Source organism: Agrobacterium sp. D14, from assembly GCF_001526505.1.
Lineage (GTDB): Bacteria > Pseudomonadota > Alphaproteobacteria > Rhizobiales > Rhizobiaceae > Agrobacterium > Agrobacterium leguminum.
Map to the genome: position 1 here is coordinate 119,886 of NZ_ASXX01000001.1, position 13,332 is coordinate 133,217.

At 60.2% G+C, this 13,332-nt stretch carries 11 protein-coding genes and 1 pseudogene; 4 read left to right on the forward strand and 8 right to left on the reverse strand.

Annotated features, from left to right (window positions below):
- Positions 1-72: 72 nt before the first annotated feature.
- The 3 genes from purN to L901_RS00595 form a co-directional block, all read right to left on the reverse strand.
- Complete coding sequence (purN, locus tag L901_RS00585; protein WP_059752483.1) at positions 73-747, reverse strand: phosphoribosylglycinamide formyltransferase; 675 nt, start codon at positions 745-747, stop codon at positions 73-75.
- Positions 744-1,817 (reverse strand): phosphoribosylformylglycinamidine cyclo-ligase, encoded by a 1,074-nt coding sequence (gene purM, locus L901_RS00590; protein WP_059752486.1) that lies wholly within the window; start codon positions 1,815-1,817, stop codon positions 744-746. Before purM ends, purN begins: the two co-directional genes overlap by 4 nt.
- Before the next feature lie 123 nt (positions 1,818-1,940).
- Positions 1,941-2,735, reverse strand: coding sequence for a class I SAM-dependent methyltransferase (locus L901_RS00595; RefSeq protein WP_059752488.1), 795 nt, complete (start codon positions 2,733-2,735; stop codon positions 1,941-1,943).
- Between the two features lie 243 nt (positions 2,736-2,978).
- Between L901_RS00595 and L901_RS00600 the strand changes: the two genes are divergently transcribed.
- From L901_RS00600 to ppx, 4 genes are read left to right on the forward strand one after another with little or no spacing between them, the layout of a single operon-like run.
- Complete coding sequence (locus L901_RS00600; protein ID WP_003520774.1) at positions 2,979-4,136, forward strand: AI-2E family transporter; 1,158 nt, start codon at positions 2,979-2,981, stop codon at positions 4,134-4,136.
- A 2-nt stretch (positions 4,137-4,138) separates the two neighbouring features.
- Positions 4,139-4,867 (forward strand): DnaA regulatory inactivator HdaA, encoded by a 729-nt coding sequence (gene hdaA, locus L901_RS00605; RefSeq protein ID WP_059752490.1) that lies wholly within the window; start codon positions 4,139-4,141, stop codon positions 4,865-4,867.
- Entirely contained in the window at positions 4,864-7,167 is a 2,304-nt protein-coding gene (locus L901_RS00610; protein ID WP_371259702.1) for an RNA degradosome polyphosphate kinase, read from the forward strand. Before hdaA ends, L901_RS00610 begins: the two co-directional genes overlap by 4 nt.
- Positions 7,164-8,687 carry an exopolyphosphatase gene (gene ppx, locus L901_RS00615; protein WP_059752493.1) on the forward strand — a complete coding sequence of 508 codons (1,524 nt, stop codon included), beginning with the start codon at positions 7,164-7,166 and terminating at the stop codon, positions 8,685-8,687. Before L901_RS00610 ends, ppx begins: the two co-directional genes overlap by 4 nt.
- 47 nt (positions 8,688-8,734) lie before the next feature.
- Here ppx and L901_RS00620 read toward each other — a convergent pair whose 3' ends face one another.
- The 5 genes and pseudogenes from L901_RS00620 to L901_RS00640 all read right to left on the reverse strand — a co-directional run bounded on the left by L901_RS00620 (position 8,735) and on the right by L901_RS00640 (position 13,172).
- Entirely contained in the window at positions 8,735-9,367 is a 633-nt protein-coding gene (locus tag L901_RS00620; protein WP_059752495.1) for a DapH/DapD/GlmU-related protein, read from the reverse strand.
- A gap of 155 nt (positions 9,368-9,522) precedes the next feature.
- Entirely contained in the window at positions 9,523-9,870 is a 348-nt protein-coding gene (locus L901_RS00625; RefSeq protein WP_059752498.1) for a hypothetical protein, read from the reverse strand.
- Between the two features lie 174 nt (positions 9,871-10,044).
- Positions 10,045-10,392 (reverse strand): hypothetical protein, encoded by a 348-nt coding sequence (locus tag L901_RS00630; RefSeq protein ID WP_020808978.1) that lies wholly within the window; start codon positions 10,390-10,392, stop codon positions 10,045-10,047.
- Positions 10,393-10,632: 240 nt separating this feature from the next.
- Positions 10,633-11,990, reverse strand: a pseudogene (locus L901_RS00635) (esterase-like activity of phytase family protein).
- 153 nt (positions 11,991-12,143) lie between these two features.
- Complete coding sequence (locus L901_RS00640; RefSeq protein WP_059752500.1) at positions 12,144-13,172, reverse strand: adenylate/guanylate cyclase domain-containing protein; 1,029 nt, start codon at positions 13,170-13,172, stop codon at positions 12,144-12,146.
- Positions 13,173-13,332 lie beyond the last annotated feature (160 nt).

Consider the following 13,332-nt stretch of genomic DNA (forward strand, 5'->3'; position numbering starts at 1 on the left):
TATGGTAAACGATCGGTTTATTTTCCCAAAAATACCATTATGGGTGCTTTTTGTACTTTAGTTATAGCTTTATCAGGAGGCGGAGATGAGGTTGGAATACTCAGCTTTACTTTCGCCATCCGTGGAGACCGCCTTGCCGTCTTCCATTCGAACCTTGCCTTCGGCAAGCCGCTTCAGGGTGAGCGGGTAGAGCTGATGCTCGACTGTCAGGATCCGCGCCGCCAGCGTGTCGGCCGTATCGCCGGAAACGACCGGCACCGCACCCTGCGCGATGGTCGGGCCTTCATCCATGCCTTCAGTGACGAAATGCACGGTGCAGCCGGAAATCTTCATGCCGCTGTCAATGGCGCGCTGATGGGTGTGCAGGCCGGGGAAAAGCGGCAGCAGGGAAGGGTGGATATTGATGATGCGCCCTTCATAGGGAGCAATGAAATCCCCCGATATCAGCCGCATGTAACCGGCGAGACAAATGATATCGGGCGCGATTTCACCAAGTGCGGCCAGAATGGCGCCCTCATGCTCGGCCTTGCTGGCATAGGTCTTGCGCTCGAAGACCAGCGTGGGAATGCCCATGCCCCGTGCCTTTTCCAGCCCGCCCGCAGACGCCTTGTCCGAGATGACGCAGACGATTTCCGCCGGAAAATCCGCCGCCTGACAGGCCTTGGCCAGCGACACCATGTTGGAGCCGCTGCCGGAAATGAAAACGACGACGCGTTTGCGGCCGGACGGGAAGGCGGCGCTCATCATAGGCCGAGAGCGCCCTTGTAGATGGTGCCATGCGCGCCTTCTTCGCGGGCGACCATGCTGCCGAGCGGGAAGACGGTCTCGCCTTCAGCGGTCAGAACCTCGGTGACCTTTTCGGCATTTTCAGCCGAAACGACGACGATCATGCCGACACCGCAATTGAAGGTGCGCAGCATTTCCTTCGCTTCGACGCCGCCGGTTTTCGCCAGCCACGAGAAGACGGCGGGAACCTTGATAGCCTCGAGATCGATTTCGGCAGCAAGATGCTTGGGAAGAACACGCGGAATATTCTCCGGGAAACCGCCGCCGGTAATATGCGCCAGCGCCTTCAGCGCGCCGGTCTCGCGGATCGCCTTCAAAAGCGGCTTCACATAGATGCGGGTCGGCGTCAGCAGCGCTTCGCCGAGCTTCTTGCCGTCCGCGAAGGGGGCAGGGGCGCTCCAGTCGAGGCCGGAGATCGACACGATCTTGCGCACCAGCGAAAAGCCGTTGGAGTGGACGCCGGAAGAGGAGAGGCCGAGAATGACGTCGCCTTCGGAAATGTCGCCAGCCGGCAGAAGCTGGCCGCGTTCGGCCGCGCCCACGGCAAAGCCCGCGAGATCGTAATCGCCATCGGAATACATGCCGGGCATTTCAGCGGTTTCGCCGCCGATCAGCGCACAGCCGGATTCGCGGCAGCCGGCGGCAATGCCGGAAACGATGGCCGCACCCTGGTCTGGGTCCAGCTTGCCGGTCGCGAAATAGTCGAGGAAGAACAGCGGTTCTGCGCCCTGGACGACGAGATCGTTGACGCACATGGCGACGAGATCGATGCCGACGGTGTCGTGATAGTCAGCATCGATGGCGATCTTCAGCTTGGTGCCGACGCCGTCATTGGCGGCCACCAGAACCGGATCGGTGAAGCCTGCAGCTTTCAGATCGAACAGGCCGCCGAAGCCGCCGATTTCGCCATCCGCGCCGGGACGCCGCGTCGAACGCACCGCCGGTTTGATCTTTTCGACCATCAGGTTGCCGGCGTCGATATCCACACCTGCATCACTATAGGTAAGACCGTTCTTGCCCGACTGGCTCATGGCTCTCGTCTCCGCTGGTTCCTTTGGCGTCGCCATTCGCACGGGACGGGGCCTGATGCAAGGGTTTGAGTGGCAAAAGCTCCGGTTTTTAACGGCTTTGGCGGGGCTGGCCGGATTGGGTGCTCACGATGGCTGCGGCGCGGCGCGACAGACGAGATTGAGCAGGCCGTCATTGGACGTATCGGAATTTTCCTCTATCGGCCGTCCGTTCTCGCCATAACGTGCGGCGATCTCAAAGCCCGCCGCTTCCAGTTGGCGGGTCTGGGCGGCAAGGTCGATGAAATAAAACAGGCCGCTCCAGCGATGCGCCTGATCCGCGAGAATGGCATACTCCGGCGTCCGCCGTGTCGAAGGTTGCAGGCGCAGATAGTTGATCCAGCTTTGCGGATGCAGCGAATTCACCACCTCGCGCGGGTGCCAGGAGCGTCGGTGCAGCGGCGTGCCGCCGGCCCGCTTCCATTGCCGGTTATGAAAAGAAAAGATGAAGTACCCGCCCGGCGACAGAATGCTTCGGACGGCATTGATGATGGCAAGCCGGTCCTCATGGTCGAAGGCGCTTAGAATCGCGAGCGCGCCGAGCACGCAATCGAAACGTTCCGCGCCGAACTGGCCGATCGCCCGTACATCCATATCGAGAAACGTGGCGGTGGGAAAATTGCGCCGCGCCAGCGCAAGCATCGGCTGCGAGCGGTCAATGCCGATATAGTCTCCCACCAGCGGCAAAAGCGGCTTCGTCGTTCGGCCGGTGCCGACGCCGAGGTCAAGCAGCCGCTTGCCCGCATAGGCATGGCGGAACTGGTCGAGAATGATGCGTTCGGCCGGGTAAAGCTGCTGGTTGTCATACCATTCGGCAACTTCGGGATTATCGAAGAGACCGGCATTATATTCCGCGATGCCATTTTCACTGGTGCTCTGCATCGTGCCCCCCGGCCGCCGGACATGAAGGAGCGCCGCTGGCTCGCCCGGCAATATTTGATAGTTGTCTAATATTTACCGTCGGTCAACCTGCCGTTGCGAGGGGTTGGCCGGAAATGAGGGGTTTTACCGCAGCACGGGCAGTCTCCTTCTGCCTGCGCGCGAAAGCGCCGGTCTTGACCATGTGCATATGCGCATCCTATCTCCATCATGGGCGGTGACGGTGCGGCGATAAAGGATGAACGGATGCAACCCCATGTAAGCGGTACGAGCCTGCGCCGGCAGGTGTTTTTCTGGATCGGCGTGCTTGCCGTCTTTGTCCTTTTCCTGATGGTCTTCAGCTCCATTCTCCTGCCTTTCGTGGCGGGCATGGCGCTTGCCTATTTTCTCGACCCGGTGGCCGACTGGCTGGAACGGCGCGGCCTTAGCCGGTTGATGGCCACCGTCGTCATCCTCGTCTCCTTCGTGCTGCTCTTCGCGCTGTCGCTCATCATCATCATTCCGCTGATCGTCGCCCAGGCCTCGGAATTCATCACGCGCATCCCGCAATATATCTCGTCATTGCAGCAGCTGATTGCCGGCGCCGACACCAATCTCCTGCCGGATTGGGTGAGCAGCCAGATCGACGCCGTGAAGGAGAATTTTTCGAAGCTTTTGACCGAAGGCGCGGGTTTCATCGGCACGCTTTTGACGCAGATATGGAATTCCGGCAAATCGCTGGTCGATGTCATGTCGCTGCTGGTCGTCACGCCCGTGGTCGCCTTCTATCTGCTGCTCGACTGGGACCGGATGATCGACAAGGTCGACAGCTGGATACCGCGCGATTATGTCCATACCGTCCGCCAGATCGCCCGCGACATGGACAAGACCATTGCCGGTTTCGTGCGCGGGCAGGGGTCGCTCTGCATCATTCTCGGCGTTTATTACGCCGTCGGCCTGTCGCTGGTGGGTTTGAATTTCGGCCTGCTGATCGGCCTCTTCTCAGGCCTCATCAGCTTCATTCCCTATATCGGCTCCATGGTCGGCCTCATCCTTGCCGTCGGCGTCGCCATCGTGCAGTTCTGGCCGGATTACATCTATGTGTTTCTGACGCTCGTTGTGTTCTTTTCCGGCCAGTTCATCGAAGGCAACATCCTGCAGCCGAAGCTTGTCGGCAAAAGCGTCGGCCTGCATCCGGTCTGGCTGATGTTCGCCCTTTTTGCCTTCGGTGCGCTTTTCGGTTTCGTCGGGCTTCTCGTCGCAGTGCCGGCTGCGGCGGCGGTCGGTGTGCTTGTCCGCTTCGCCTTGTCGCGGTATCTTGAAAGCGATCTTTACCACGGGCATGCCGCCAACCTTCCCTGGGACACAAACCCTGCCCTGGAAGAAGGGGAAACATCCTCCGGCAAGGTTGACTCTCAGAGCTGACGATGACTGACCAAATCAAAACCGACAACGCCCGGTCGAAGGCCGAGCAGCTGCCGCTCGCATTCTCGCACCAGTCCGCTTCCGGCAGGGATGATCTCCTCGTTTCCGCCTCGCTTGCGGCTGCCGTCAGCCTCATCGATGAATGGCCGAACTGGCGCTCGCCCGTCGTCGTGCTGGCCGGGCCGCCGGGTTCGGGAAAATCGCATCTCGCCAATATCTGGAAAAACATCAGCGACGCGCGCGACATTCACCCCGAGACGGGCTCCGATGCCGCGCGTGCTGCCGAAACGGGACCTGTTCTTTTCGAGGACGCCGACCGGCGCGGTTTTGGCGAAACCGAACTTTTCCATGTCATCAACAGCGTACGCCAGCACGGCACCACGCTTTTGATGACGAGCCGGCAATGGCCGGCCGCATGGCCCGTGACGCTGCCCGACCTGCGCTCGCGCCTCAAAGCCGTAACGGTGGTGGAAACCGGCGAGCCGGACGAGGGGCTGCTGGCGCAGGTGCTGGTGAAACTCTTCGCCGACCGGCAGCTTTACATGGATGACAAACTCATAGGTTACATCGTCAATAGAATGGAGCGTTCGCTCGATACGGCGCAGACGATCGTGGACCGGATCGACCGGCTGGCGCTTTCGCGTGGAACGAGAATTACACGGCCGCTGGTGGCGGAGGTCCTCAACGCGATGGACAACGCAGCAGCGGGCAGCGGACTGGACATCGATTGACTGTCACAGTTCCGTCGTCAAACTGTTATACGGGCAAGAAGGACGATCGCGCGATGCAGCAGGATCACGGGACGGAAATCGGTCAGGGGATGGAACAGGGAATGGACGCTATCGCGCAGGAAGACTTCAACAAGGTTCAGCCGGTGACCGAAGGCGAGAGCCTGTGGGACAGCCCGGCGCGTTTCATCAACCGCGAATTCTCCTGGCTCCAGTTCAACCGCCGCGTTCTCGAAGAAACGCTGAACACGGATCATCCGCTGCTGGAGCGGCTGCGCTTCCTCTCCATCTCGGCCGCCAACCTCGATGAATTCTTCATGGTCCGCGTCGCCGGCCTAGAGGGGCAGGTGCGCCAGAAGATCACCGTCAAGACGCCGGACGGCAAGACGCCGGCCGAGCAGCTCGAAGATATTCTGAAGGAAATCGACAATCTGCAGATGGAGCAGCAGGCATCGCTCGCCGTTCTGCAGCAATATCTCGCCAAGGAAGAAATCTTCATCGTGCGCCCCGCCGCACTTTCGGATGCGGATCGCACCTGGCTGGGCACCGAATTCGAGGAACGCATTTTCCCGGTGCTGACGCCGCTGTCCATCGACCCGGCGCATCCGTTCCCCTTCATTCCGAACCTCGGTTTCTCGATGGGTCTGCAGCTCGACAGCGTCAACGGCCGCGAGCCGATGACGGCGCTCCTGCGCCTGCCGCCGGCGCTCGACCGTTTCGTGCGCCTGCCGGATGACAAGAACGCCATCCGTTACATCACGCTCGAAGATGTGGTCGGCCTGTTCATTCACCGGCTTTATCCCGGCTATAGCGTCAAGGGATTCGGCACGTTCCGCATCATCCGCGACAGCGATATCGAAGTCGAAGAAGAGGCGGAAGATCTGGTCCGTTTCTTCGAAAGCGCGCTGAAGCGCCGCCGCCGCGGTTCCGTTATCCGTATCGAGACCGACAGCGAAATGCCGCAGTCGCTGCGCCAGTTCGTGGTGCACGAGCTTGGCGTGCCGGATAATCGCGTCGCCGTTCTGCCCGGCCTTCTCGCGCTCAACACCATCTCGGAAATCGTCCGCGCGCCGCGCGACGACCTGAAATTCGAACCATACAACGCCCGTTTCCCCGAGCGCGTGCGCGAACATGCCGGCGATTGCCTCGCCGCCATCCGCGAAAAGGACATGGTGGTTCACCACCCCTATGAAAGCTTCGACGTGGTCGTGCAGTTCCTGCTGCAGGCGGCGCGCGATCCCGAAGTGCTCGCCATCAAGCAGACGCTTTACCGCACCTCCAATGACAGCCCGATCGTTCGCGCGCTGATCGATGCGGCGGAAGCCGGTAAATCCGTGACCGCGCTGGTGGAACTTAAAGCGCGTTTCGATGAAGAGGCGAACATCCGCTGGGCGCGCGATCTGGAGCGGGCCGGCGTGCAGGTCGTCTTCGGCTTCATCGAACTCAAGACCCACGCCAAGATGTCGATGGTGGTGCGCCGCGAGGACGGCAAGCTCAGAACCTATTGCCACCTCGGCACCGGCAACTATCACCCGATCACCGCCAAGATTTACACCGACCTGTCCTTCTTCACCTGCAACCCGAAGATCGCCCACGACATGGCGAATATCTTCAACTTCATCACGGGTTACGGCGAACCGGAAGAAGGCATGAAGCTCGCCATTTCGCCCTATACGCTGCGCGCACGCATCGTAAAGCACATCAATGAAGAGATCGAGCACGCCAAGCGCGGTGCGCCGGCGGCGATCTGGATGAAGATGAATTCGCTGGTCGATCCTGAAATCATCGATACGCTCTACCGCGCAAGTGCGGCGGGCGTGGAGGTCGATCTCGTTGTGCGCGGCATCTGCTGCCTGCGCCCGCAGGTCCCGGGCCTCTCGGACAATATCCGCGTCAAATCCATTGTCGGACGCTTCCTCGAACACAGCCGCATCTTCTGCTTCGGCAATGGTTTCGGCCTGCCGTCGGACAAGGCGCTGGTCTATATCGGCTCGGCCGACATGATGCCGCGCAACCTTGATCGGCGTGTGGAAACGCTGGTTCCGCTCACCAATCCCACCGTGCATGAGCAGGTTCTTTCACAGATTATGCTGGGCAATCTCATTGACAACCAGCAGAGCTACGAGATACTTGCGGACGGAACGTCGAGGCGCATCGAGGTGCGTAAAGGCGAAGAACCGTTCAACGCGCAGCACTATTTCATGACCAATCCCAGCCTTTCCGGACGTGGTGAAGCCTTGAAATCCAGTGCGCCCAAATTGATTGCCGGGTTGATTTCGTCCCGCAAGAAACAGGCTGAATGACTCGATCAGAAGCACAGGGGCGGCTGACCGGCCTTGCCCCCGTTTCCGTCATAGATATTGGTTCGAACTCCGTTCGTCTCGTCGTATATGAAGGTCTTTCCCGCGCGCCTGCGGTGCTGTTCAATGAAAAGGTCCTGTGCGGCCTTGGCAAGGGACTGGCGCTGACGGGCCGCATGCATGAGGAAGGCGTCAGCCGGGCGCTGATGGCGCTTCGGCGTTTCCATGTCCTTTCCGAGCAGGCGCAGGCGCAGAAGCTCTATGTGCTGGCGACGGCTGCGGCGCGTGAGGCGGAAAACGGCCCGGATTTCATCCGCGAGGCCGAAGCCATTCTCGGCTGCGAGATCGAGGTGCTGTCAGGCGAAAAGGAAGCGCTTTATTCCGCCTATGGCGTGATCAGCGGTTTCCATGATCCAGACGGCATCGCCGGTGACCTCGGCGGCGGTTCGCTCGAACTCATCGATATCAAGGGCAAGAGCTGCGGCGAGGGCATCACCCTGCCGCTCGGCGGCCTGCGGCTGTCGGAGCAGTCGGACGGCTCGCTGGAAAAAGCGGCGACGATTGCCAGAAAACACGTCAAATCCTTCGCCAAGCTTCTGGCGGCGGGTGAGGGGCGCACCTTTTACGCGGTGGGTGGCACCTGGCGAAACATCGCCAAGCTGCATATGGAGATATCGGGCTATCCGCTGCATATGATGCAGGGTTATGAATTGCCGCTGGAGGAAATGCTGAATTTTCTCGAGGAGGTCATCGTCTCCCGGGATAGCAAGGACCCGGCCTGGCAGGCGGTCTCCAAGAACCGCCGCTCGCTTCTGCCCTTCGGCGCCATCGCCATGCGCGAAGTTCTGAAAATGATGAAGCCGGCCAGGATCGCCTTCTCGGCGCAGGGCGTGCGCGAAGGTTATCTCTATTCGTTGTTGACGGAAGAAGAGCGGGATTTCGATCCGCTGCTGGTTGCCGCCGATGAACTTGCCATTCTGCGCGCCCGCTCGCCGGAACATGCGCGCGAACTGGCGGACTGGAGCGGCCGCACCTTCCCGGTCTTCGGCGTTGACGAGACCGAAGAGGAGAGCCGTTACCGGCAGGCGGCCTGCCTTCTCGCCGATATCAGCTGGCGCGCCCATCCCGATTATCGCGGATTGCAGGCGCTCAACATCATCGCCCACTCTTCTTTCGTGGCGATCACCCATCCCGGCCGCGCCTATATTGCGCTCGCCAATTATTATCGCTTCGAAGGTCTGAACGACAACGGCACCACGCAGCCGCTTGCCGCCATGGCGGGCGACCGGTTGCAGGAGCTTGGTAAATTGCTGGGCGGCCTGCTGCGCGTCGTCTATCTCTTCTCGGCCTCGATGCCGGGCGTCGTCGACCACCTCAAATTCCGCAAATCCGGCAATCCCGATCTCGATCTGGAATTCGTCGTGCCGCATGATTATTGCGATTTCGCCGGCGAGCGACTGGATGGCCGCCTGCAGCAACTGGCGAAGCTGACGGGCAAGCGGCTGGCGTTCGTGTTCGAATAACGAACGGCGATGTTTCCGTTTTGTGACAGGAACGGTTCTTGCGTCCGCTAGGACCAGCGCTCGCAAAAGGCTTCTATGTCGCTCGACTGAAAGTCGGAAAGCCGTGCCATGATCGTTTCGAATGGCCAGTCCCACCATGCGATTGATGCAAGCTTTTCCGCGATGGGCCGCGAAAATCGTTCGCGAATGATATTTGCGGGAACGCCGCCGACGATGGTGTAGGGCGGCACATCTTTGGTGACGACCGCGCCGGCGGCAAGCACTGCCCCGTCTCCAACCGTGACACCCGGCAAGACGATAACGCCGTGACCGATCCAGACATCGTGACCGATGACGGCGCGGTCCTCCCTGCGCCGGTCGAAAAAGGCGTCATCGCGCATGGCATCCGCAGAATAATATTCAGGGCAATAGCTGAAACGGTGCATGGATGGCCGGTCCATCGGATGGTTCGGAGCGCCTATCCTGACCTCTGCGGCGATGGCGCAGAACTTTCCGATCGTTGCATCGCCCACCATGCAACGGGGGCCAAGATAGGAGTAATTAGCGAGTTCGGCATTGTGCAGGGAGGTGTCAGCCAGAATTTCGCAGCATTCGCCGATATTGGAATCTCTTATGCTCGCCGTCGCATGGATGATGGTCTCTGCGATTTTCGGGCGCTTGATCTGTACGGTCGAATCCATTCCAGCCTCCGGATTTGCGCCTGCTTAACCGGCGATGATGAAGGTGCTGTGACGTGGAATGGTCATAGGGGGCCGGCTGGGCCGGGCCTCCTTTCTAAAACGCAGGTCGCGCGCGATGCCGCGTGACGCGAAATCCTGTCTTCACGCGGAATGTATCACTTGCCGGGGACATCCGCCGCGGCAGGCGTTTTCTTCCAGTAGTGGTCGGATATGTTTTGCGCGTTCCGAATGATGTGGCCGGCGATTTCGGGGTCTCCGCCCTCGAAGGTTTTCGGGTCGGCTCCGCATAACATCAGGAAGAGCTGCTGATGGGCGACAGCGGCAAAATAGTCGTGGGGCGGCGGCTGCATGTCTGAATCGACGGCCCGGAATGCCTCAGTGACCTCTTTACTGGCACGCTCGAGCGCTGCGTGAATGGTGGCCATCATCGCTGCTTCCGTGCGCTCCAATATGGCCTGTACCTGCCGTTCCGCCGGTGTCAGGACCGGGCAACTCTCACTCATCGAATATCTCTCCTGTCGGTGCAACCATTCCACCGCGCGATATTATCGCAAGGATTGTGTCCGCTTTGCGGGAAAGATTGACATCGTGGTCCTGAAACGCAACACCCTGGCTGGCCACCGTGCCGCGATGCGCGGATCGAAACGGCAATGGGCTGGCACTGCTTTGCAAACGGCTCAGCCGTGCCCGAGCGCCTTGCGGATGCAGGCGCTGAGATAGGCATATTGCAGCGGCGTTATCGTCGCCATGGCTTCGGTGCGGCTGGCAAGCCTGTCCTGATAGCCGACCGGAATATCGAACTGGCTGAAGGTGAAATCCCAGCGGGTGCCTTCGACGATATTGTAAAAATGGTCGGTACCGCTGACAGCGGTTTTGGCAAGCTCTCCGCCGAAAATATCCTGCACCACCAGCGCGGTGACGCTGCCTTGCCCCTTGGCGGGGTTTTCGCGCGACCAGAGGCCGCTCGTCTCGCCCGACCAGCTTTTCTTCAGGGCGTAATAAAGTCTTTCTGCATGGTCCTGCATGAAACGTCTTCTTTTCCGCAAGCATGTTTCGGTTAAAGCATTTCCAGCGAAAGTGCGCTCGGTTTTGTGTCCGGAAATGCATAAAAACAAAGAGTTAGAGCAATGGAGGTGAACCGGTGCTCACCGGAATTGCTCTAGCTCTGGAAAACCGGAACGGAGCGCCATGCAGACATTTGTGTCTGCCGGGCGCTCCGTCCGGATCATTCGCGGCCGTCAAAGCAAGTGACAGTAGCCTTGGTTTTATTTCGCCTCAAGCAGGTCCTTGACGTCCAGCAGGACGAATTCGTTGTCGTCAGCCTTGTCCAGCGCACGGCCGGCCGAGAAGGGCAGGTTGTTGTCGTTGCCGACGACGATATGGGTGGCATCGACGCGGTCGACATTCTCGATGGTGACGAAAGGCATGTCGTAATAGCCGTTGCCGCCGCCCTGACGCTTCTTGTTATCCGGGTCGGAAATCTTCATCAGGTCGATATAGCCGATCTTGCGGGCGGCCTTGCCGACATTGGCGTCATTGAACTCGATCTTGTAGATGCGCTTCAGCTTGGCAGGGCGGGCGAAGCAGTCCGCAGCCGGAGCCTTGGGGTCGGCGCAGGCCTTGTCGGCCGTGCCGGCGCCGTTGTCGCGCTCGATGACGAGGGCGGTGGTGTCGTCCAGCATGTTAAAGTCGCCGATTGCCTCGCCGCCTTCCGCCAGCGGATAAAGCCAGCTGCGGCCGGTCCACGCCTTCTTTGCGGTGTCGAGTTCGATGATGCGCAGCGCGTCGCGCCGTCTTCGGTTTTTTCCACCTGGCCGTCGGCCATGTAGAGCGGGCCTTCCAGCAGGCCGTAGAGCTTCGAGCCGTCCTTGGAGAGCGCCATGCCCTCATAACCGCCTGAACGCTTCAGGTTGAAAGCCGGCATTTTCTGTGTCGGGTTGCCGGGCAGGGCAAGAGCCGGATGGTCGGGAGACTTCACCTCGATGTCGCCGGCCTTGGTCGAGATCACGTCGGTCAGCTTGCCGTCGCGGGTGAATTTCAGAATGTAGGGGCCGAATTCCTCGCCGACCCAGAAACCGTCTGCGACCGGCTGAATGGATTCGACGTCGAAATCCGCACCCGTCAGGTAACGCTTGCTCGAGCCTTCCAGAACGATGGGGAAGGGCGCCTTCATGTCGGGATCGGAGAGGAACACGGTTTCAAGCGCGTTGACCTTGCCGGCGTCCCAGTCGAACTTCAGATGGTGAAGCATCAGCATGGCGTCGCTGGAATTGAGCTTGGAACCGAAACCGTTGTCGGAAAGGCTCCAGAAGCTGCCGTCCGGCATCGCCCTGATGCCGGAAAAGCCCTGCATCGGCTGGCCGTTGAACGGCATGGAAAGGCCGGTCAGGCGCACGCCGTCCTTGCCGGGCACGGTGCCGAGGCCCTCGGCGCGCTTGCGGTCGGCCGTGGTGAATTTGGCGGAGGACTTGAGGTGCTCCGGCGCATCGGCAGGTGCGGCGATCATGGTGTTGGCAGGCAGAATGGCGTGCGAAACGAGCTTTGCCGGAAATTCCTTTTCCGCCGCATGCGCCGCGGCGGCGAGCGCGAGAACCGCGAAAGGTGCGAAAAGAATGTGCTTCATGATGGAGGCCCCTCTCAATACCTGTTGAAGACAGGATTGACGCGATAGGGTGGTCGCATGACAGGCAGGTGATTGCCGTTTGAAGCTTTGATGAATTTTGATGACGGCCATCATCGGCAGATGGGCCGCACGGCTTTTTGCCGCCGATTGCCCTTATGCGGCGGGCGCCTGATATTGGCTGAGCGTGCAGACGCCGAGCGTCTGGCCACGGCCCTTCACCGCATGTTCGCCCAGATATTCGCTGCGCACACCCTTCGGAAGCACCAGCTGATGGGCGAGGTCGGCGGAAATCAGCACCGGGTGGCCGAGCATCTTGCTCAGTGATTCGAGCCGTGAGGTCGTGTTCACCGTGTCGCCGAAATAGGTGATCTTGTGGTGATCGACACCGATTTCCGCGGTGATGACCGGCCCGCCATGAATGGCGAAGCGCAGGCGCGGCACCTCGCCGAAGCGGGAAAGCCACATGTCGCGGGTGTTTTCAATGGTCGCCTGAATATCGAAGACGCAGCGCACGCAGGCCGCCCGCCTTATCGCCATGTGATAGGGCCAGGTGATGATGGCGGCGTCGCCGATATAGTCGTCGATGACGCCGCCGTGTTTTCTGACCGGTGCGGCATAACTTGCAAAAATTTCGCCGAGAAATTCCTGGGCCTTCAGGTCGCCATGGGTCTCGGCGAAGGAGGTCGAGCCGACGAGATCGATGAAGATGAAAACGCGGTCTTCGCTGACCGGCCGGCGATAACGCCCCAGGATGAGGTCGATGAAGATATCGCGGCCGAGAAGCTCGCGCACCCGCATGATGAAGACGATGATGCCGCAGACAATGAGGGTGAAGATCAGCGTCTGCACCTCGGCATGGACGGCGCGTTTCCAGGTGCCGGGAAATATCCCGCTCAACCACAGGATCGTGCCGCCAAGCCCGAAGCCGCAAAAGACGAGGATGGCATAGATGACGAGGCCAACGGCGATATAGGCCGGCGTCGGCAGGGCGCTCACCTGCCGCGACAGGCCGGGCATGATGTAACCGCGCTCGAAGGCGAGGATGGGTGCGCAGGCAAACAGCGCATAGGTCGCGCCGATCAATGCGCCGCCGCCATATTCCAGAAAGGCGTAGGCCACGCCGCTGCCGGCCACGGCAACGAAGAGCACCACGTAATCCAGAATGGGCAGCAATTTTCTCATGTCGGTTCTTGGGTCTCGGGAAGGGAAGGCTTAGTCTCGGGAAAGAAGGGCAGGCCGCTCCCTTCGGGCGAAGCTTCTGTTCAGGTCATATGCGACATTAATGTGGAAAAAGCGCCGCAAAAAGTGAGCAATCGGTAAGGTTGCATGAAGGATTGGTAAG